Origin of the sequence: Methylobacterium ajmalii, from assembly GCF_016613415.1 — a bacterium.
GTDB lineage: Bacteria > Pseudomonadota > Alphaproteobacteria > Rhizobiales > Beijerinckiaceae > Methylobacterium > Methylobacterium ajmalii.
In genome coordinates, this window is sequence record NZ_JACWCT010000080.1 from 1 (window position 1) to 20,109 (window position 20,109).

16 protein-coding genes and 1 pseudogene are annotated in these 20,109 nt (G+C 67.0%); 9 read left to right on the top strand and 8 right to left on the bottom strand.

Annotated features, from left to right (window positions below):
* Nucleotides 1–710: 710 nt before the first annotated feature.
* Entirely contained in the window at nt 711–953 is a 243-nt protein-coding gene (locus tag HPY23_RS15020) for a hypothetical protein (RefSeq protein WP_099957655.1), read from the top strand.
* 74 nt (nt 954–1,027) lie between these two features.
* Here the strand turns inward: HPY23_RS15020 and HPY23_RS15025 are convergent, their stop codons facing one another.
* Complete coding sequence (locus HPY23_RS15025; RefSeq protein WP_043075164.1) at nt 1,028–1,597, bottom strand: recombinase family protein; 570 nt, start codon at nt 1,595–1,597, stop codon at nt 1,028–1,030.
* Nucleotides 1,598–1,764: 167 nt separating this feature from the next.
* Here HPY23_RS15025 and HPY23_RS15030 point away from each other — a divergent pair.
* The 3 genes and pseudogenes from HPY23_RS15030 to HPY23_RS15040 form a co-directional block, all read left to right on the top strand.
* A protein-coding gene (locus tag HPY23_RS15030; RefSeq protein WP_173807913.1) for an IS630 family transposase occupies nt 1,765–2,822 on the top strand; the annotation gives its coding sequence in 2 pieces (ribosomal slippage) (nt 1,765–2,257 and nt 2,257–2,822; 1,059 coding nt in all).
* Between the two features lie 86 nt (nt 2,823–2,908).
* Nucleotides 2,909–5,866, top strand: a complete 2,958-nt coding sequence (locus HPY23_RS15035; RefSeq protein ID WP_053622085.1) for a Tn3 family transposase — start codon at nt 2,909–2,911, stop codon at nt 5,864–5,866.
* A 42-nt stretch (nt 5,867–5,908) separates the two neighbouring features.
* A pseudogene (locus HPY23_RS15040) lies at nt 5,909–6,404 on the top strand (IS66 family transposase); the annotation flags it as partial.
* Between the two features lie 193 nt (nt 6,405–6,597).
* Here HPY23_RS15040 and HPY23_RS15045 read toward each other — a convergent pair.
* From HPY23_RS15045 to HPY23_RS15055, 3 genes are all read right to left on the bottom strand, one after another.
* Nucleotides 6,598–9,018, bottom strand: coding sequence for a S8 family peptidase (locus HPY23_RS15045; RefSeq protein ID WP_099957654.1), 2,421 nt, complete (start codon nt 9,016–9,018; stop codon nt 6,598–6,600).
* A 154-nt stretch (nt 9,019–9,172) separates the two neighbouring features.
* Complete coding sequence (locus tag HPY23_RS33100; protein WP_236017677.1) at nt 9,173–10,309, bottom strand: AAA family ATPase; 1,137 nt, start codon at nt 10,307–10,309, stop codon at nt 9,173–9,175.
* Entirely contained in the window at nt 10,275–10,874 is a 600-nt protein-coding gene (locus tag HPY23_RS15055) for a recombinase family protein (protein ID WP_099957652.1), read from the bottom strand. The genes HPY23_RS33100 and HPY23_RS15055 overlap by 35 nt, the downstream gene beginning before the upstream one ends.
* Before the next feature lie 659 nt (nt 10,875–11,533).
* Between HPY23_RS15055 and HPY23_RS15060 the strand changes: the two genes are divergently transcribed.
* Entirely contained in the window at nt 11,534–12,295 is a 762-nt protein-coding gene (locus HPY23_RS15060; protein ID WP_099957651.1) for a hypothetical protein, read from the top strand.
* Between the two features lie 255 nt (nt 12,296–12,550).
* Here the strand turns inward: HPY23_RS15060 and HPY23_RS15065 are convergent, their stop codons facing one another.
* Both HPY23_RS15065 and HPY23_RS15070 read right to left on the bottom strand, forming a co-directional pair.
* Nucleotides 12,551–12,835: a hypothetical protein gene (locus HPY23_RS15065; RefSeq protein ID WP_099957650.1), complete on the bottom strand. Its 285-nt coding sequence runs from the start codon at nt 12,833–12,835 to the stop codon at nt 12,551–12,553.
* Nucleotides 12,836–12,866: 31 nt separating this feature from the next.
* Entirely contained in the window at nt 12,867–13,499 is a 633-nt protein-coding gene (locus HPY23_RS15070; RefSeq protein ID WP_099957649.1) for a ParA family protein, read from the bottom strand.
* 571 nt (nt 13,500–14,070) lie between these two features.
* Between HPY23_RS15070 and HPY23_RS15075 the strand changes: the two genes are divergently transcribed.
* A complete protein-coding gene (locus tag HPY23_RS15075; protein ID WP_200601990.1) occupies nt 14,071–14,661 on the top strand; it encodes a recombinase family protein in 591 nt (196 codons plus the stop codon).
* 166 nt (nt 14,662–14,827) lie between these two features.
* Here the strand turns inward: HPY23_RS15075 and mobF are convergent, their stop codons facing one another.
* Both mobF and HPY23_RS15085 read right to left on the bottom strand, forming a co-directional pair.
* Nucleotides 14,828–17,707 (bottom strand): MobF family relaxase, encoded by a 2,880-nt coding sequence (gene mobF / locus HPY23_RS15080; RefSeq protein WP_048463595.1) that lies wholly within the window; start codon nt 17,705–17,707, stop codon nt 14,828–14,830.
* Nucleotides 17,704–17,967: a hypothetical protein gene (locus tag HPY23_RS15085; RefSeq protein ID WP_156295522.1), complete on the bottom strand. Its 264-nt coding sequence runs from the start codon at nt 17,965–17,967 to the stop codon at nt 17,704–17,706. The genes mobF and HPY23_RS15085 overlap by 4 nt, the downstream gene beginning before the upstream one ends.
* A 269-nt stretch (nt 17,968–18,236) precedes the next feature.
* On the opposite strand from HPY23_RS15085, the gene HPY23_RS15090 reads away from it, so the two are divergent.
* From HPY23_RS15090 to HPY23_RS15100, 3 genes are all read left to right on the top strand, one after another.
* Nucleotides 18,237–18,740, top strand: coding sequence for a hypothetical protein (locus HPY23_RS15090; RefSeq protein ID WP_048463593.1), 504 nt, complete (start codon nt 18,237–18,239; stop codon nt 18,738–18,740).
* A 70-nt stretch (nt 18,741–18,810) separates the two neighbouring features.
* Nucleotides 18,811–19,482 carry a hypothetical protein gene (locus HPY23_RS15095; RefSeq protein WP_329618739.1) on the top strand — a complete coding sequence of 224 codons (672 nt, stop codon included), beginning with the start codon at nt 18,811–18,813 and terminating at the stop codon, nt 19,480–19,482.
* 6 nt (nt 19,483–19,488) lie between these two features.
* Nucleotides 19,489–20,070, top strand: coding sequence for a hypothetical protein (locus tag HPY23_RS15100; protein WP_082167312.1), 582 nt, complete (start codon nt 19,489–19,491; stop codon nt 20,068–20,070).
* The last annotated feature ends 39 nt before the right edge of the window (nt 20,071–20,109 follow it).

A 20,109-nucleotide genomic window follows, 5' to 3' on the forward strand; every position in this document is an offset into this window, starting at 1 on the left:
GGCTACCGCTCACCCCTCGTCTACGAACAGGAGCACCGCCCAAAACCCGCAACCGAGATCCTGCTCAGTCAAGCCCCGTAGCCGTCCACAGAAACGGGGCAATCCCAGGTCCTGCTCGTCGTGGCCTCAGCGGCTGCCGGAGCCTTCGTTCTGCTTCACGTCTTCATAAGCGGCCGGGGGCGACGGTGTACGCCTCGGCCGGAAGCCGAAACCGGGTGTTCAGCAACGACGCCAGGACGGGGAAGCGAATTCGGATGACAGGGGCAGCTTGCGCAGGCTCACCGAAACCGGTCGTCCGTCCTGCAGGCCATATCGAGGCATCGCCACAGCCGGACGACGGGGTCCGTCGCTCGTGCGGCAACCGCCTCAAGGCAGTTCTCTTCAGCCTGGCGCTTGGTTCGGCTTGGTTCGGCAACAGTCCAGCGCTGGCACACTACAAGCTCGTCGGCGTGGCCGTAACCTTGAGCATGCTTGGACAGTGGTTCGGGCTAATCTACCTCCGACGCCGTTGGTCCACGCTCCAGCGCTATGCTTGGGATAAGCAGATCGAGATGTCTGCCTCCCCACTACTCTAAATTTGCGATCATAATTCCTGGAACCTGTCGCTGGTCCAGCTTCGTTCAAGCACCAGAGACTTCTCGGCACTTCATCACAGGCCCCCAGTGGCCGGATGTTCTTGGCGGGTCGAACAACTTGCGAGATGAACGGTCATGGGCAGCCAAAAAGACAACTTGCTGGTCGATGTCGCAATCGGCCTCGCTGCGGGCTTTGTCGCGACAAAGGTGACCGAATTCGCCCAGGAGGCGCTCTACCGACCCATGCCGGAGAGCGTCAAACAGGCCGAGGAGGCGGTTCGGCCTGGTCCGCCCCCCGAGGTCGCCGCGCGCAAAACCATGCAAGCCATTGGGCATCCTCTCGGGCAGCAGAAGCTCAAGTTGAGGGCGTCGCGTTGATTGTTCGCTGAGTTACGGTCGAGACGAACGGGTCGTGAACGGTTGCCGCCTCGGAAGAGCTGCGAGGGTGGCGGCTACACCGCTCGTGTGATCCCGGCGAGGGCCATTTCGCGATAGACGGTGGCGCGGCCGAGCCCGACCTGGCGCCCCGCTTCCGTAGGCGATAGCCCGGCTTGGACGAGTTTCAGGGCGGCCACGACCTTGTCCGGATCGACCGGTTGCCGGCCCGGACGCTTGCCTTTGGCACGGGCCGCCGCGATCCCGTCCTTGGTGCGCTCGGCGATCAGCCGCCGCTCGAAGTGGGCGATCGCACCGAAGACGTGGAAGACCAGTTCGCCGGCGGCCGAGCCGGTGTCGATCTTCTCCTCCAGGCTCACGAGCGCAATGCCGCGTTCCTTGAGCAGGTTTACGCTCGACAACAGCTCGGCGAGAGAGCGCCCGAGTCGGTCGAGGCGAACCACCGCCAGGGTGTCGCCGCGACGCGCGTAGGCGAGGAGTTCGGTCAGGCCGGGCCGGTCCATGCTCTTGCCCGACCGCACGTCGGTGAAGACGCAGATGGCGCCCGCCCGCTCGAGCCGCAGCGTCTGCCCCGCGACGTCCTGGTCTCCGGTCGACACCCGTGCGTAACCCAGCACGTCGCCCATGATCTCGTCCCGCAAACGTCCGTTCTCGGGACGCCCGCCGAGCCGATCCGGCGCAGGCTTCGTTCCCGTCCACTTATACCAGACCTCGTTGAGCGCGACTCACGACGGGTAGCGCCGCTGTCTCGGCCGTGATTCTGTCCTCGGGTTTGGGGCCTGAGGAGGATGCGATGGCCGCTCCCGTACCGCTGCGGTCGGACTTCGATGCCGGATCCTTACGTGCCCTGGCCAAGGGTTCACGCGATCCGGCCCAGACCCGCCGCTTGCTGGCGCTGTCGGTGATCTCGGCGGGCGGCTCGCGCTCGGAGGCGGCCGAGATCGGCGGGGTCGGGCTGCAGACGGTGCGCGACTGGGTCCTGGCCTTCAACGCCGATGGCCCGGACGGGCTGATCGACGGCAAGGCCCCTGGGGCCCGTCCGCGCCTGAACGCCGATCAGCGGGACGTCCTCAAGGCGCTGGTCGAACAGGGGCCGGTTCCCGCCGCTCACGGCGTGGTACGCTGGCGGCTCTGCGATCTGGCCCAGATCCTGTCCGAGGATCACGGCGTGTCGGTTTCCGAGCAGACCCTGAGCCGGGTCTTGCGGGCGATGGGCTACCGCAAGCTCTCGGCCCGTCCGCGCCATCACGCCCAGGACCCGGAGGCCGCGGCCATTTTTAAAAAGACTTCCCCGACCGTCTGGCGGAGATCGCGCAAGCTGTCGGCGGCAAGCCGATAGAGGTCTGGTTCTGCGACGAGGCCCGTGTCGGCCAGAAGAACACGCTGACCCGGCGCTGGGCCAAGCGCGGGACACGCCCCTCAGCCCCAAAGGATCAGCGCACACAGTCGGCCTACATCTTCGGGGCGATCTGCCCGGCCCGGGGCGTCGGCGCGGGTTTGGTCATGCCCCGCTGCACCACCGAGGCGATGGCCCACCACCTCGAAGAGATCTCAGGGACCGTGGCTCCCGGTGCCCACGCCGTGCTCCTCCTCGATCAGGCCGGCTGGCACACGACCAAGAAGCTGCCGGTCCCCGACAACATCACCCTTCTGCCGCTGCCGGCGCGTAGTCCCGAACTCAACCCCGTCGAGAACCTGTGGCAGTTCCTTCGCGACAACTGGCTCGGCAACCGGATCTTCAAATCCTACGCCGATATCCTCGATCACTGCTGCGACGCCTGGAACAAGCTCATCGACCAGCCCTGGCGCATCATGTCCATCGGACTACGCCAATGGACACATGGGTTCTGATCAATGAGGATTGGTATTAATGCGTCCCGTTAAGCATCCGTGTCCACAATGATCCCCTGCCTTCTCTGGACGGTGGGAGGATCGGGATGGCACGTCGGAGCCTGCTGACGGATGCCGAGCGCGAGCGGCTGTTCGGCGTGCCGACGGGTCGCGACGAACTTGTCCGGCGCTACACCCTAGACCTAACCGACCTGGCGCTCGTCTCGGGGCATCGAGGCGACGCGAACCGGCTCGGCTTCGCGCTACAGCTCGCGCTCCTGCGCGACCCCGGCTTCGGTCTCTCTGTCGCTACCGGCGCTCCCGAGGCGCTCGTCGTCTTCCTCGCCGAGCAACTCGGGATCGAGCCGAGCGCCTTTGCCGCTTACGCAGCCCGAGTCGCGACCGCGACCGAGCACGCTCGCGAGCTCGAGCGCGCCCTGGGCCTGCGCCCGGCGACGCGGGTGGATCTGCCGCTGATGATCGAGTCCGCCGCGGCTGCGGCGTGGCCGACAGACAAGGGAGGGCCGATCGCTGAAGGAATCATCCACGCGTTGCGCGACGTCCGCATCGTCCTGCCGACACCCGACACGATCGAACGCGCCGGGCTGGCCGGACGCGCTCGTGCGAGGAAGCGCGCCGCCGACGCTTTGCTCGCCGGCCTCTCGCACGAGCAGATCACAAGGCTCGATGCAATGCTGGCCGTGGATCCTGCGACCGGCCGCACGCTGCTTGCCTGGACGAGGGACCTGCCGGTCGCGCCCAAGCCTGACCACGTTCGCGAACTTGTGGACCGGCTGGCGATGGTGCGCGCGGTCGGTCTCGACCCCACCCTCACCAACCGGATCCACCCCGACCGGCTGCGCGCACTCGTGCGGGAGGGACAACTGTCGTCGCCCCACGCGATCGAACGCTACACGCCGCACCGACGCCGCGCCATCCTGGTCGCGGCGCTGCTCGACCTGGAGAGGCGATTGACCGACGCCGTGCTCGGCATGGCCGATCGGCTGATCGGTGCCAGCTTCACACGGGGGAAGAATGCCCGCGAGCGCACCTACACGGCGACCTCGCGTGACGTTGGCCGGCTCATGCGCCTGCTCCACGGCACGATCGAAGCGGTCGAGGCCGCGGTGCGCGACGGCGGCGACGCGCTCAGCGCGATCGACGGGGCGGTCGGGCTGGACCGGCTTATCCACGCTAAGCCTGACGCGGCTGCGATCGCTGACCTCGCGGAGGAGGATCCGCTGGTGCGCGCCGCCGACCGGCATGGCACCCTCAGGAAGTTCGCGCCGCTCCTTCTAGAGGCGATCGACTTCAGGGCGAGCCGGAGCACGGACCCCACGATTGCTGCTCTCGCCACCCTGCGTCAGCTTAACCGCTCCGGAAAACGCGACGTGCCCCGCGACGCGCCGATGCCGTTCAAGAAGGATTGGCGCAGGCTCGTCGCCGGTGCTGACGGCAAGGTCGACCGCAGGCTCTACGAGACTGCGGTGTTCGCCCACCTGCGTAACAAGTGGCGCTCGGGCGACGTCTGGGTGGAGCGCTCGGGCGAGTATCGTCGCTTCGACAGCTATCTCCTTCCTGCGGCCGAAGCTGCGCCCATCGTCACCGATCTCGACTTGCCGGCGAGCGGCGACGCGTGGCTGTCGGAGCGGGGCCGTGAACTCGACTGGCGCCTCCAGCGCTTCGCAGGCCGCCTGACCCGAGGCCAAGTCGAGGGCGTGTCCATGAAGAACGGCCGGCTGTCTATCGCGCCGGTGCGTTCCGCGACCCCGCCGGACGCGGCGGCGCTGGCCGAGCGCATCGACGCACTGATGCCGCGCGTGCGCGTCACCGACCTTCTTCACGAGGTGGCGCGCGAGACCGGCTTCCTCTCCGCCTTCACCAATCTGCGCACGCACCGGCCGGTCGACAACGAGGCCGCACTCCTGGCCGTGATCCTCGCCGACGCCACCAATCTCGGCCTGTCTCGCATGGCCGAGGCGAGCCAGGGCGTGACCCGCGACCAGCTTCTCTGGACCCGCGAAGCCTATATCCGCGATGAGACATACCGGGCCGCGCTCGCGCGCATCATCGACGCGCACCACGCGCTGCCGATCGCCTGTGTGTGGGGGGATGGCACCACCTCGGCGTCCGACGGTCAGTTCTTCCGGTCGGGCAAGCGCGGCGACGCCGCCGGCGAGGTCAACGCCCGCTACGGTGTCGATCCAGGCTTTGCCTTCTACACCCACACCTCTGATCAGCACGATCCCTTCCATGCGACCGTGATCTCGGCCACCGAGCACGAGGCGCCCTTCGTCCTCGACGGGCTTCTCCATCACGGCAGCGGCCTGAGCATCGCCGAGCACTACACCGATACTGGCGGCAGCACCGACCACGTCCACGCCCTGTGCGCGCTGCTGGGTTTCCGCTTTTGCCCCCGCCTGCGCGACTTCCCCGACCGCCGGCTCGCCTCGATCGAGCCCGCCGCACGATACCCGGCGCTGAAGCCCATCATGGGAAAGAGGGTGCGCGTCGAACTCATTCGCGAGCACTGGGGGGACATCATCCGCCTCGTAGCCTCGCTGAAGGCCGGCGTCGTCGCGCCCTCCGCGATGCTGAAGAAGCTTGCCGCCTACGAACGGCAGAACCAGCTCGACCTCGCGCTCGCCGAGATGGGCCGCATCTGCCGTACGTTGTTCATGCTCGACTGGCTCGAGGCGCCCGCGCTGCGCCGACGCTGCCATGCGGGACTGAACAAGTCCGAGCAGCGCCACGTTCTGGCCGGTGCCATCTGCACCTACAAACAGGGACGCATCGCCGACCGCTCGCGCGAGGCGCAGGAGTATCGCGCTTCGGGGCTCAACCTCGTCATCGCCGCCATCGTATATTGGAACTCGACCTACATGGCCGACGCGGTGGCGCACTTGCGTACGACGGTCGAGCCCGCGCCCGACGACCTGCTGAGCCACACCTCGCCCGTCGGGTGGGAGCACATCGCGCTCTCCGGAGACTTCCTCTGGGACCACGTCGCCATGCCGAGGGGCCGGCGGCCGCTCAACCTGCCGCGCCAACGTCGCGTTGCATGACGTTCACGCAGCGTTCTTCCTTGGCGTAACTGGGCGAACAACCAACGCGACGTCCTCCTGTACCGGACCGAAGCCGAGATCCGCGGCCGCTCGGCCGAGGAGCGGCGGATGCAGCGCCAGGAGCACAGCCGTCCGGTGATCGCGGCGCTGCAGCCCTGGCTGCGCGAGACGCTCGGGCAGCTGAGCCAGAAGAGCCGGCTGGCCGAGGCGATCCGCTACGCGCTGTCGCGCTGGGCGGGGCTGAGCGTGTTCCTGGAGGATGGCCGGGTCGAGCTCGACTCGAACGTGGTCGAGCGGGCGATCCGGCCGCTGGCGCTGACGCGCAAGAACGCGTTGTTTGCTGGTTCGGACGGCGGCGGGCAGCACTGGGCGGTGATCGCCTCGCTGGTCGAGACCTGCAAGCTGAACGGGGTGGAGCCGCACGCCTACCTGAGCGACGTGCTCACTCGCATCGCCAAGGGCCATCCCAACCGCCGCCTCGACGAGTTGCTGCCCCTGGGCCTATGCCAGCGCGCGAGACCCCAGAGCCGTGGCCTGAAGGCGCCGCTTACGCATGAACGTCATCGCTGCAAAGCTCGTCATCGGGAAGGGCTCCATGCACCGTGCTCTCGCACCCGAGAAGCCGGCCGCGTAACCTCGGCTGTTGCCGCGGAAGTGCAATCAGTTACAGACTTCCCTGTGACGCCGAACGTAGGACCATTCCCATCTCGCTGCGGCAACAGTTGCACAGATCACGCTGCACCCGCCGTTGCCCGAACTGCCGGCTGAACCGCGGCCCTGACCTCGTCGTAGATCGCAATGCCTGACCCGACCTCTGTCTCCAGGCTGATCGCAACAGCGTAGGGCACGCGATCATCAAGCGCGCCCGCCTGGGCACGACAAGCAACTCGGAGCTTCAACATGCCACCATCTAGAAAGGCGACTGCGCTTTCCCCTTCGAACATGCAGTGCGAGAGCGTTCCGCGGTTGATGGCGATGTGCGTGGGCTGTGCGGACGCGCGCCCGACTGCCAAGGAGTAGCTCTTGTCGCCGGCAGGAAGCAGTTCGAGCGTCGCCGAGCGGTATTGCTGGTGCCGGGCGTTGATCGGCGTCAGCCAAGCCATGGTCATCGTCAAGCGACGCAGCTCCGTTGAGCCCTCGATCGACGGTGGTAAGGGAATAGCAAATTCGTCCTGTGCATCCTGTTCAATCTCACCGTATGCGAATAGTGTGACCCGTTCGGCCGTACAGTCGAGGACGCGGTCAATCTCAGGTCGTCCATAACCTAGGAAACGGGAGATGTTATCGCGGTGGCGCTGCCAATCGCGGCCTCCCGGTCCGAATGCTTCATCAAGTTTGCTTCCGGCTTCGCCCCAAGTCGCACCGTGTACGAGCAAAGCTTTTAGCAATACCGCCGCATGGGTGCGCGGTATGTCGTAGCCAGCCTCAACCAGCGAGTCGTAGATCCTGATCGCCGATCGTGTGATGAGCGCAGTCGCGTTGCTAGACCCCACAGTCCGACGCTGCACATCCAAGCGGCCTGTCCCGCCACCGTCAGGTGCCGCCGACATTTGACCAGCGTAATTTCCACCCGGATCGACAGTGAGCCACACATGACCTTCATCTTCGGAAGCCCGCACGAGCTCACGACCCCCGTCGAAAAGGAGATCGGGCTTGACGGTCTGTCGAAAGCCGAGACCGACGCCCGAACTGACGTTGGGCATGCTGCCGTTTGGAAATGGATCTTTCAGATGAAAGGCCTCTGGCGCGCTGGCGAACTCGTCTGCGTGCCAAGCCCCGACAGCGATCGCATTCAGCCCTTCGGCAGGTGAGAGTAGTGACCGCGTTGCCTTCTCGGAGTTCAGCGCCGCGATTACCGCCGCCTCGCGCTGCTCCGGGGTCGCTGCCGCCCAATCAGCTGTGGTCGCAAAGTCGCGGACCGGCAACCAGCGACGCACATTGCCCGCGCTGATTAGGAATAGGACGCGGTAGCGGAATGACAGCCAGTCCATCAGCCGCGCCCACGGGCTAATTCGACCAGCATATGGGCGATTAAGATCGCCCACCGAGAGGTTGATTACGACCACGGTCGGTGCAGACGCGGGCTCGCCGCCATCACCCTCCAGCAAGCGCCGAACCGCGAGATAGATGACGTCGAGCGGAAGCCGATCAGGGGGCGTGGTTTCCGCATCGGCCGCAGCGTCATAGACCATGATCGGGCGCACATACAGCGGCCGACCTACGGGCTGCTCTCCAGCCTGCAGGTCGCCGTGCACGATCAGGGATGCCATGCTCGTTCCATGCGAGCGCTTGGCCGCTGGCGTACGAGCGCTATAGTCGTCTGGGTCATCCAGTATCAGGCGATCAACAAGCCGCTGATGATTGGCAACAGGTACGCCATCCAATAGAGCGGCGATCGCGTCGCCCTCTGGTTTGGCCTGTTGCGGGGGCACTGCAGACTCACCCAGTTCCTCTGGTTCAGCGATGGAGGCGAGCGACTGCGGTCGCAGGTACATGATGTCGTCCAGACGCGCGAGCGCGACGTCGGGATGTTCAATGAGCTCTCGTACCTGGTCAGGCGGCAGGTCAATAAGCAAGCCGTGATAGCGGATCGGCTCAATGAGCGACGAAGAAACTACTTGTCCGCCCAGTTCGGTGAGCTGCCCTTCAACACTGCCTATCGCTTGGGCTCGCCGCTCCGCGCGCTCGTGAAACCAGAGCTCGACCTCGAACCGTACAGGGTCATCCGGTCGCTCCGCTACACGCTCGCGCCAGTATTCCAACGTTTCTGGCAGGACTCGATCTTGCGGCCCCCACGCCCGCAGGTCGTTCAGCATCTCGAACAAGGTGCCCCACGGTGCGAAGCCCCACGGCATCGCTTGGCCTTGGCGGAACAGATCCCAGAGCCTGAGGATCTCACCCAACGCGCGCATGTCAGGCATCGCCATGTAGAGGCGTCCGCCGACAGGCTTTTCGCTACGAATTTCTTTGCCCTTATTATTCTGCACGACGTGGAAGTCGTCATCGGGCTCGATTACGGCATCGTCTTCCAGCAGGAACTCGAGCCCCTGGATGCGTCCGACTTGGCTGTAAAAGTCCCCTACTGAACCGACAACCTCGAAGACGAGTGCTCTCTCCGGCGCTATACCATCGGGATCGGCGCGTAGTGTCATGCTCGCCTGCGCTGCAGCCTGAGCAGCGACGTTTCTGAGACGATCGAAACGCGGGCCAAGCCGCTGCGCCTGCCGACCGAACCCCGGCTTCGCGATCTTCGCGTTCGGGTCTACCGGCGTAGGGGCACGCTTATCGCGTTCGTTACGGGTAGCCTCAGGTATCTGAAGGAGAGGTCTCTCCGCCACGTTTCTCGCTCTTCTTTTTGCTCGGTGCACTCACGCGGGATCGCCAGACCTTTAACTCGTGCTCGACGATTTCGCTTGGGCGACCATCCCCCAGTGACAAGACGAAGCGACGAAGAATATTTGTGCAGAAATCCTCAACCTCAGCGAGGCTTGATCCACGTAGTGCGCGAGCTAGCTGATCTGGCGACTTTCCAAGATCGCTTAGCACCGGCCGAGCTTGGAAAAACATGCTGATAAAATTAGATATTTGTCTCTCGCCCGGCGCCGGCAAATCAAGACGTAGCTGAAACCGTCGCCATGCAGCCCGGTCAAGAAGCTCGGAATGGTTGGTCGCCGCTACGATAATGGTCCAGCTTGGCAGATCGTCCATCTGAAGGAGGAGAGAGCTGACGACACGTTTAATCTCGCCCGTCTCATGAATGTCACCCCGCTCCTTTCCGACAACGTCGAACTCGTCGAAGAAAAGCACACTCGGCGTCGTGCGCGCGAAGTCGAAGACGCGACGGAGCCGGCCTGCCGTCTCACCGAGGAAGCTGCCGATTACCGCCTCGTAGCGGACTGTCAGGAGGGGAACGCTCAGAGCCTCAGCGATCGCTTCCGCTAAAGAGGTCTTCCCGTTTCCAGGAGGTCCGGCCAGTAGGATGCGATGGCGGGGCTCTAAACCGTGCGAGCGGAGGACGTCGGCTCGACGCTGCTCCTCAATCAGCTCCTCACACGCTTCGCGGGTGACGGGCGGCAGCAGCAGGTCGGCTAGCCGACGCTGAGGCACGCGGTCAACGAAGAGGTCGCGTGTCGACGGCCCGCGTACCGCCGGTGCCGGTGCTGCAACATGGCTGCCGTTCAGGTTCGTGCGGAGGGCGGCCGTCAGCCGTTCAGCGAGGACAGTGTGCTTGTTTGCTTTCTCATCAGCGATAAGCGCTTCAGCAGACGTGCGCGCCAAATGACGGTCGCCGGTTGCGCCCGCCTTCACAAGAGCCACTAGGAGATCGCTACGCGCCATCCGCTTCTTCTTCTTCACCGGCCTAGCCGGTTTTGCCTCCGCCTTTGGACGTAGGGGGCCGGGCGCAGCTTCATCCGGCCCGAACAAATCCACGTCCCACTCCATCAACCTGCTTCGCCACTGCTCCATTCAGCGCTTTGTGCAACGTTGAGCGGTGAACACCCAAGGTTCTTGCGACCTCGGACACCGTCAATTTAGGGTCTTTTAAAAGCCGCTGAGCTACCTGCAGCTTCTCTGCGCTGAGCTTCGGTGGGCGTCCACCCTTGCGTCCTCTGGCCCGCGCAGCCGCTAGACCCACCATGGCTCGCTCGTGGATTACCTCGCGCTCGAACTGCGCGAGCGCTCCAAATAGGTGGAAGACCAAACGCCCATTCGGCGCCGTCGTATCGATGCCTTCGGTAAGGCTCTGCAGCCCGACTCCCCTCCTCTCCAGCTTCTGCACAGTTTCGATCAAGTGCGGCAGAGAACGTCCGAGCCGGTCAAGTCGCCACACTACGAGTGTGTCACCACGCCGCGAGTGGTTCAGTAGCTCGGCCAGAACTGGCCGCCCCGCGGCCGCGCCGGACGCAGGCTCCGAGAAGGTGCGCTCGCAGCCCGCCGCCTCCAGCGCCTCCAGCTGAAGGAGAGCCGTTTGATCGTCTATCGACACTCTCGCGTAGCCCAGCAGCATATCGAAAACCTACCAGTCGCCTCCTTTCCGCGACAGCGATTTTTCAACGGCTTTCGCGACGCTCCACAGCCGGACTTTCGACGTTGCCCGTCCCCCTCTCTGGAACGTGCTGCCCGCCACGCCGCGCGTGATCCAGTACCTGAAGTGGGATCGGCTCCCGTCCGCCGCGGCGCTGGCCGACGTGCTGGGTACAACGACACGGAGAGCTATGCAGGAGAATGGGTGGCGCGCTTGGCGTGAAGCCAGCGGATCATGAAACCGGCGCTGACGTGGACGTGGGAAGCCCACACGGCGATTTCACACCGTACCCAGAAACAGGACTGCTCCTAGACGCTCAGATTTGACGGCCAGGGTTAATCCGTGCCTGTCTGTAGGCTTCCGCGACCCGTGGCTTGAGCCCGAGTCGCATCAACCCGGAGATCCTGCCGCCGCAGTGAGACCCTGAAAAAGCGAGACCCCCGAAAGCCTGCCAGGGCGTCCGAGGGTCTAGAGCCCCGAAGGGCCGATGAAGTCTCTCACAAGCTCATCGTCCCGGAAATCGCCGCCCGAGTCAATCTGAAAGCGCCGCTTTCGGACACGGGGCCGCTTTGTCTGGAGCCTGGGCGCCTGCCACGCGTCCGGGAACGATCTGCCGCGGCCCTTTACCGAAGGGCCGACCGATGACCTATGCCGAGATGAAAGACGCGATCGCCCGAGCGCTGCCGCAGGCGCTCCCGGGCTTGCGCGCGCAGCTCTACGACCTCAACGGCACCGGACTGATCAGCGACCAAGATGCCGGCGAGCTCGACGACGCGATCGAGGCCCGGCGCACCGCCGGCCGGGCGACGCCGGCCCCCTCCCCTATGCCGGCCGGCCTATCCTTAGGGGCTGCGATCGCGCCCACGGCCGAGCGCGTGCACCGCTTCGCGCGTCAGCGCCGCCAGACCTCCCCCGACAGGGCCAAGAGCCGGGCGCGCGTGCGCCTGATCTCCCGGGCCCGGTGCCTGCCCGACCACCTCTCCGCCCGCTACACTAACGGCCAGGCGGCCGTGCTCGGGGTCGTGGGCGACGAGATGGCGGCCCGCGGCGTGTGCGCCCTGTCGATCGCCGAGATCGCAGCGCGGGCCGGCGTGTGTCACCGCCTCGCGCAGACGACGCTTCGCCTCGCCGAGGGCGACGGGCTCGTGACGATCACCGAGCGGCCCCGTAAGGGGCAGAAGCATCAGACGAACCTCGTGCGCGTCCTGTCGCGAGAGTGGGCTGCCTGGCTCGCGAAGCGGCGACCGACAGGGTGCAGACAGTTTGGTGCCACGGAAATCGAAGATTCTTCTTTCTCTCTAGAATCGAAGGGGGCGGCGCGCGGAAGCGTCGCGACGGGTTTTCGGAGGGGGGATTCGGGATCCGGAGCGGCCGGTCGAGCGGCGGCGCGTCCGCGATTCTAGCTTGAAACGATCGCCAGTCCTGGAATCGCGAGCGCCGGACCCTGGGGAGGATCCGGCGCGCGGTGAGGGATTCGCGTATTGGCCTCTTAAGGTTTGCGCCTCAAGACCTCAATGCCTCTCGACCTCAAGAGCAACGGGTCGGGCGTGGGCACGAAGGATCCCGCGCCCGAAACCGATTGAGGCCTAGGCCTCTATTCCTCAACACCTCTGGGCCTCTAGGCCTCTTGAGTTCAATAAGAGAGGGGCCGCCCGCCGTCACCTGCGCCCGCTCGGCCTCTGCGCCGTCGCCGGCTGCAAGGCCGCATGCCCCTTCCGTTGCAGATACTCGGATACGGCTTCGTGAATGATCTTCTGCAAGCTGAGCTTGGCGTCAAAGCTGTAGCGGCGCAGCCGTTCGTGATCCTCGGCCGTCACGAACAGGTTGATTTGGCGCAGCTTCGCGGTGTCGGCGTCGAGCGCTGGCGCCGTCGCGCTGGGCACGGCGGGCGCCGGTGCGGGCGCGGGCGGCGGCGGATCGAGCGGCTTGAGCAGCGCCGCCATGGTGCGCTTCGGACGCGCGGGAGGAGGTGTCTCACTCATTGATTTGGCCTCTGATCCAGTGCCACACGGCGCGCAGCTCGTCGGCCGCTTGGCGCGCGGCAGCGCCACGCATCTCGAGAACGGACCGCCCCTCGGTGTGGGCGTCCTGATATACGGTCCGGTCGGCCAGGTGCGTCGGGCAGACCGGCACCGGGTAGACAGACAGGGCCGCACGCGCCTCGGTGGCGCGGCCGACCGTCTTGGCGCAGTTGACGACGATGACGGCCCGTCGCTCAAGGCGGCGCAGCATGGCGAGCGTGTCACCCACCGCCTCGAGGTCGTCGCCGCTCGGGCGCACGGGGACGATCACCAGGTCGGCGACGCGGGCGGCCTCCGCCTCCCGTTCGGTGACAGCGGGCGCGGTGTCGACGAACAGCACGCCGTCCGCCGCGCGAGCCTCGGCGATCTCGGCGGCGAGCGAACCCGTCGCGAGCTCGAACAGCTCGGGCCGCTCGGGCGCCGGAGTCAGGGTTTGGCGGCGGTCCCACCATTTCGAGGCGGTCGCCTGCACATCGCGATCAATGATGAAGGCGGGGCCGTCCTCGGCGGCGGCGGTCGAAAGCTGGCGGGTGAGGGTGGATTTGCCCGCCCCTCCCTTCTGAGACATGACGGAAATGATCTGCACGGGTGTCCTCCTCAACCCCTCTGGGGTTCTGCGCCTCAATGCCTCAACAAATCAATACCTCTAGAGGTCTAGGCGCTGACGGTGAGCGCGATGGTGACGAACACTAGAGTCGCGTTGACGAGCACGATCGCGCACCACGCGGCGGCGACGAAAACGATAGTCATTTTAGTTGTCCTCAAGAGAGGTAGAGGTATTGTCCTCTAGAGGTAACGAGCAACAGCAGGCCATTGGCTGCCTCACGCAACGGCGCCGGCTGGCGCACCGTTGTCCTCTATATCTCTAGATATATTGACCTCTAGAGGTCAAGCAAGCCTTGCGCGCTGAGTTAAGCCGCGGTCAACGACGCCAAGCGCCTGCGGGGGAGGGGAGGGCGGTCCCAGCTCGACCACGCCTCACCCTGCATCCGGCCCCATCGCCAGGGCGAGCCGCCGCCGGCGGAAGGAGGCCGTCTGTCCCTTTGGTACACCCTGGAGAGACAGACGCATGAGACAGTCGTGGCCGTCTCAACAGGGTTGCAAAACGAGTTATGAGACAGATAGGAGTGAAGCTCTAGACCCTGGTGAGACGAATGATGGGCAAAATCGGCTACGCGCGTGTCAGCACCACGGATCAGGACCTCTCCCTTCAGCTCGCCGCCCTCACTGCCGCAGGATGTGGCGTCATCCGATCCGAAAAGATCACCGGATCCACCGTCACCGGCCGCGCCGAGCTGCGCACCGTCCTCGACTTCATCGGCAACGGCGACACCCTCGTGGTCACCCGCATCGATCGCCTTGCCCGATCCCTCGGCGACCTCCAGGACATCGTGCGTGAGCTCAAGGCCAAGGGCGCCTCGCTCGTCGCCACCGAGCAGCCGATCGACACCGGCACCGCCGCCGGCAAGGCCTTCCTCGACATGCTCGGAGTCTTTGCCGAGTTCGAGACCAACCTGCGGCGGGAGCGCCAGATGGAGGGGATCGCCAAGGCCAAGGCTGCCGGCGTCTACAAGGGCGGCAAGACGCGGATTGCTGCCGACGAGGTACGCCGTCTGGCAGGGGAGGGGATGGGTCCTTCGGCAATCGCCCGGCAGCTGGGAATTGGCCGAGCCAGCGTCTACCGCTTGCTCAGCCCAGGAAAGGCTATTTCACAAGATGATCGTCGCCCTCCAGATGTGCCTTCATGAAGGAAGAGCCAATTCAGCTGGCTGTGTCGGCCTTCTTTGTGTCGACCACGACGGGTTGGTTCAGCGGCCTGCACTTTGGCCTGGCGTCCCTGTGCTGTGACCGACACTGAAGTGGGATCCAGGGCTGGATCAGGAACAAGCCCACATATGTATTCTCGGGGGATCTTCAGCGATCGTAGTCCGCTCTTGAGCGCGAGCGTTCCGATCGCTCGCGCTGAATAGCCTGGGGCAGAGTGCCGCGACCGTCCTCAATCAGCCGCTGCACACGCCGTGCAACGCCGCGTTCTGCCTGCCGAACGTTCCTAGCCAACTGCCGCAGTGCGAGCTGAGGGATCGTGCCAATCTCCCACAAGACTTGGCGCAGGGCACGCGCGGCGCCGAAGCTGGCTTGTAGATCGAGGCGCAGCTCGGAGCGAACTGGTGGGATCGCGCCGCTACTCACGAACGCGGTTCGATCCTCGACATGATCGACCACGTTCACCTTCTCGCTGTAGCGGCGTGCCTCCATAAACAGGCGCTCGTGCAGCTCCGCCGTGCTCGGGGCGAGGTGCGGATCGGCCTGTCGCACCCGCACCGCTGCCTCCAGCCGCTCCCGCTCGATCACCAGACGCGCCTCCTGCCGGTGGCGTGTCAGCCCCACATAGAGCTCGCGTGCATCGCTCGCTGTGAACCCGCAGTAGATCGTCGCCTCGCAGGTGCGGCCCTGCGCTGCGTAGGCGGTCCCAGCGTAGCCCGGGCTGATCCGCGGCAGGAGCCGCGCCTTGCTCCGACCCCTCTGCGGCGGCACGAAGCCGGCATAGGCGTCCTCGACCTGCCGGCCATCCTCCAGCCGCACCCGCAGGCGCAGCTCCCCGGCCTCGTCCAGCCCGATCGCCTCCACGATCGCGCGCGTACCATTGCGGATGCCGTGCTGGCTCAAGCTCTCGCCGAAGCGGAGGCGCTCGCCGACTGCCAAGCTCAGCGCCTGCGCCTTGTTCTCGCGGTCGCGCGCCGTGACCTCCACGTCAGGGCCGGTCAGCACGCCTTCCGTTCGCAGCAGGGCGCGCGCCCCGCGGTTCAGTGCGGCCGCGTCGCGGTTGCGCCGCGTCACCATCAGTACTGCATCCGAGCCGTGCCGCGCCCGTGCCTCGGACCAGAGCGCCAGCGCCCGTTCCTGCACGGCCGCGTCGCCGGAGACGAGCTCGATGCAGCCGCGGCTCGCATAGGCGCGCAAGCCTGCCTCCACCTCGCCGCGCGCCATCAGCACCGAGGCCGCCCGCTGCCAGGGCACCACCTGGCGCCGCACCTCCAAGAGCGTGGCGTGGCGGCCGAGCACGTCGGTCACCGCCCGCAGAGCACTCGCTCCCGCCACCGAGGCGAGCTGGCGCCGATCACCCACCAGCACCACGCGGGCTCCGCCGGCCTCCGCCGCCGACAGGATGGCGGCAAGGTCCTTCGTGCCCACCATCCCGGCCTCGTCCACCAGCACCAGGCTGTCGGGACCAAGGCTTGTGCCCGCCCCCTGCGCGTGGTCGTGGCGCCATTTGGCAATGGCCTGCGCCGGGATGCCGGTCGAGCTGCGCAGTTCGTCCGCCGCGACCCAGCTCGGGGCAAGGCCGATTACTTGAAGTTTACAGCGCCGTGCGATCTCGGTCAGTGCCTTCGCCGTCGTGGTCTTGCCCGTGCCGGCACCCGCCTCCAGCACACTGACCGCTGCCGCACCGCTCACGTGGCGTAGGGCCAGCTTCTGCTCCTCGGCCAGCTGGGGGGCGCAGGAGAGCACCGCTTCCACAATGGGTGCCGGGATCACATGCTCCGCCGCAGGCCGGTCAGCCGCGCGCAGCAGTGCGGCCTCGGCTGCCGCGATGCCAGGCGTCGTCCAGCAGACGTCTCGCTTGGGCCGCACCAACCGCACGAGCTGTTCAGAGCGCTCCAGCTCCGCCAGTTCGGCACGCACCGCCGCCAGTCCGAGTCCCTGCAGCGCCGCCTCGTCGAGCGCCCGTTCGATCAAGCTCTTACGGGAGAGCACGTTCTCGTGTCGGAACAGGGCGGAGGCCGCACGCGCCACCGGCGTCGTGCCCGCAATTTCGGGTGGGTCGAAGGGCAGCTCTGCGCTCAGCTCGGCCTCGTGCTCCGGGGCAAGCTCTCGGGCCGCCTCGGACACGGCGCGCCAGGGATCAAGGTCGAGGGCGGAGAGTTCCGCCGTCCAGCGCGCCTCCAGGGCCGGACCGGTCGGCAGGTCAGCCTTGGCGCCGCGTGTGGCAAGCGCGGCGATCTCCTTCTGCGCGCCTGAGGCGGCAGCTCGGTCGCCGCCCACCCGCGCCTCGATGGCAGCCGAGCGCTTGGAGAAGGCCTCGATGGCGGCTTGCGGGATGCCGGCGATCTCGAACTGCCCTTGGCCGGCCGGGCGCAGAAGCAGGCTGAGCTCGCGCGTGAGCCGCTCGGCGAGCGCCGCCCGGTAGGCGCTGCCCACCACCAGCTGCCACTGGTACAGCCGTTCTGGCTCCAAGGTCCTGTATTTTCTATCCTGGGATGCAGCGGCGTTGATAAGCACGCAGTGCGTGTGGCAATTTGGGTCACCCGCCCGCGAGGTGTAGTGGTCGAAGCGCCCGACCATCAGGCCGGCCGGTGCCTCGCGCCACTGTCCGCCGGCTCCGAGCCGCACCTCGGCGAGCTCCTCCGCGCACAGGAAGCCGAGCGCCTCCTCGACGGCCGCGGCATGGATCGCCTCCAGCTGCGTGCGCTGCTCCGGCCGGCTCGCGGCCCAGAGCAGAGAGAGTGTCTTGGGTGCGGTCAGGGTTAGGTCCCAGCCGGCCCGGTGCCCGGCTCCGGCTCCGCGCACCAGCGGCCGGCCAGTCGTTGGGTCCAGCCCAGCGCAGAGGTCGCGAAAGCTCTCCAGCATGATCGGCGCACCGTGGCGCACGACAGCCGGTCCTTGCGTCCACCAGCGACCTCCGCCATCCTGGACGTAGTACTCGTCGCGGTTCCTCGCCTCGCGGTAGGGATCGTGGGTGTAGTAGGTGCCGGCCGACGCCCCGAGTCCCAGCGCGTGCAGCGAGGCGGTCACGCCGGTGGAGCCTTCGGCGCCCGGTAGCGGCAGATCTCGGCCACCGCGGCGGGGGGCGGCTCGGCCAAAGCCTCGCCGACGATCCCGGCCAGCTCGGCCAGCCGGTCCTTGATGAAGGCCATCTCCTCGCCGAGCCGCCCGTAGGCGGTGACCCCGTCGAGGTGATCGGCGAGCGCACGCAGGACGAGCTCGGCCGGCGGCAGGCCGGTGCGCTCGGTGGCGGCAGCGAGCCGGGCAGCGAGCTCGGGTGTGAGGGTCAACGTCAGGCTTTGGGCTGCGGACATGGCGGCGGGAATAGCGGGGGATCGGATCGACCCTGACAGCCGAACCTGAGCCGCCACAAGGGCCAAACCAGCCTCCCTCCGCCCTCCAACCCGGTACGGTTAGCGAAAAGCAGCTTCAGTGCGTGTGGTGTGATCCTACAGAGGCTATGGTTCTTTAACGGCAAAGCCAACGGCAGAGGCTGGCAGCCCTGGCAATGCCTGGCAGCCAAGGTGCCGTTAACCGGCGGGCCCCTAGCGCAGGGGGCATGCCCCCCGATCCCAAGAGCCTCGATCCCAAGCGCCTGGCCCGGGATGCCAAGCGTGCCCAGGCCCAGAGGCCGGATGCCGGCATCGGCCGCGAAACCACTGGCGTCACCCGCGCCGTGCGCGCCGGCCTGCCCGTCATCCGCGAGTTGCGCGCGGCCGGCGTGACCTGGGCTGCTATCGCCGAAGCCATGAGCGCACAAGGGGTGACACAGGGTGCGGGCAAGCCCCTGACCGCCACGCGGCTCACCGCCATCGTCACCCAGGTCGAGGCTCAAGAGCGCCGCAAGGCCGAGCGCGAGGCCCGACGCCGCGCACGGCCTGATCTCACCGTCTCGCCCGAAGCGATCTCACCCAGCGCACCCGCAAGCTCGCTGCCGCCCTCTGCCACACCGGCCCCTCTGCCAGCTCGCCCCACCCCGCCAGGATCCGGCGCGCGCGCCACGGAGGAAGAGATCCGGCGTGCCGGCCTCGACGATCTACACCGCCTCCTGAAGAAGCCCTGAAGAAGGTCCATCCATGCCCCGCATCCTCCTCGTTGCCCAGGACAAGGGCGGCTCCGGCAAGACCGTGCTGGTGCGCGCGCTCGCCGAGTGCCTGCCCTCCGCTCACCTGATCGAGATCGAGGCCAACCGCCGCCTGATCGAGCTGGAGGACCGCGTCAGCTTCTTCCCCGTGCGGGCCGAGCGCGGTGAGATCAACCGCACGGGTGGCGCGGCCGCGCGCGCTGAGTTCGACGGGCCGCTCAACGCCATCGCAGGCGCACAAGGGCCGGTCATCGTCGATGTCGGCGCCAACACGGCCGGCTCGCTCCTCCCGCTGATCGGCGAGGCGCAGGCGCGCTACGCTCGCCGCGGCGTCGAGTTCGCCCTCCTCGTCGTGCTCACCAGCGAACCCGGTGCGCTCGCCAACGCTCCGGTCCTGCTCGATCTCGCCCGCCCCTTCACGGCGGCGCGCTTTGCGGTCGAGAACCAGATCGAGGGTGCGGTCGATCCGAAGGCTCTGAAGGCCTTTGCCAAGGATGTCACCCTGACCCGACTGGAAAAGCTCAGCCTGGATGAGCGCGCCAACGAGCTCCTGCAGAAGGGCGGCTTGCGCTTCATCGGCGAGGACCTCACCGCGGCTGAGGACAGCCTGACCGGGCGCTACGGCTTTGCCGAGGCGGGACGCATCATCGAGGATCTCACCGGCTTCCGGTCCAAGGCCATGCAGGCCGCCGGTCCGGCCGCGCGCTGGCTGGAGGGCTGAGGGCGCATGGCACGCCTGCCCTCTCGGACCCAGCCTTCCACGGTCGAGGCGCGCCTGCAAGCAGCGCAAGAGGCCGAGCGAGCAGCCACGCGGCGGGTTGAGCAGGCGAGCCGCGCCCGGTTGGCCGAGCTCCTGCGGCTGGCGCCGCGCGAGCGTCTGACCCACCTCGACGACCCGGCTCTCGTCGGCCCGGATCGGATCAGCCTGCGCCGCTCGCTCCAGGCGAGCCTCGTCCGGCCACGCCGCCGCTGGCAGCCGAATGGCCGGCTGCAGGCGCTCGGCCGGCGCCTCGGGGCAGCGCTCCTGCGCCAGCTCCTGCACCCGGCCGTGCTGGGCCTCGTCGCCCTCGGCGGCGTCTGCCTCTCCACGGCCTGGTCCAACACACCGCGCGTGGCGATCGCAACGCAGGCGCTGGCCAGCAACGTGGTCGGACCGGACGGCCGCGTGCAGGCCTACACCGTGCCGGCCCGGAGCTGGGTCGCGGTCGAGCAGCTCGGCACCGACGTGGCGCAGATGCGGGTCTGGTATCCGCGTCAGGGCTACGGACACGGCAAGGTCTGGCGCACCGGGCTCGACTTCGCCCGATAACGATCAGCCCTGGTCATCCTCGCCTGAGCCGCCCCGGCG

Coding starts and splice junctions, on each gene's coding strand:
- HPY23_RS15020 (WP_099957655.1), top strand. CDS start 711: ATGGGCAGCCAAAAAGACAACTTGCTGGTCGATGTCGCAATCGGCCTC.
- HPY23_RS15025 (WP_043075164.1), bottom strand. CDS start 1,597: ATGGGCGACGTGCTGGGTTACGCACGGGTGTCGACCGGAGACCAGGAC.
- HPY23_RS15035 (WP_053622085.1), top strand. CDS start 2,909: ATGGCACGTCGGAGCCTGCTGACGGATGCCGAGCGCGAGCGGCTGTTC.
- HPY23_RS15045 (WP_099957654.1), bottom strand. CDS start 9,018: ATGACACTACGCGCCGATCCCGATGGTATAGCGCCGGAGAGAGCACTC.
- HPY23_RS33100 (WP_236017677.1), bottom strand. CDS start 10,309: ATGGAGTGGGACGTGGATTTGTTCGGGCCGGATGAAGCTGCGCCCGGC.
- HPY23_RS15055 (WP_099957652.1), bottom strand. CDS start 10,874: ATGCTGCTGGGCTACGCGAGAGTGTCGATAGACGATCAAACGGCTCTC.
- HPY23_RS15060 (WP_099957651.1), top strand. CDS start 11,534: ATGACCTATGCCGAGATGAAAGACGCGATCGCCCGAGCGCTGCCGCAG.
- HPY23_RS15065 (WP_099957650.1), bottom strand. CDS start 12,835: ATGGCGGCGCTGCTCAAGCCGCTCGATCCGCCGCCGCCCGCGCCCGCA.
- HPY23_RS15075 (WP_200601990.1), top strand. CDS start 14,071: ATGGGCAAAATCGGCTACGCGCGTGTCAGCACCACGGATCAGGACCTC.
- HPY23_RS15090 (WP_048463593.1), top strand. CDS start 18,237: ATGCCCCCCGATCCCAAGAGCCTCGATCCCAAGCGCCTGGCCCGGGAT.
- HPY23_RS15100 (WP_082167312.1), top strand. CDS start 19,489: ATGGCACGCCTGCCCTCTCGGACCCAGCCTTCCACGGTCGAGGCGCGC.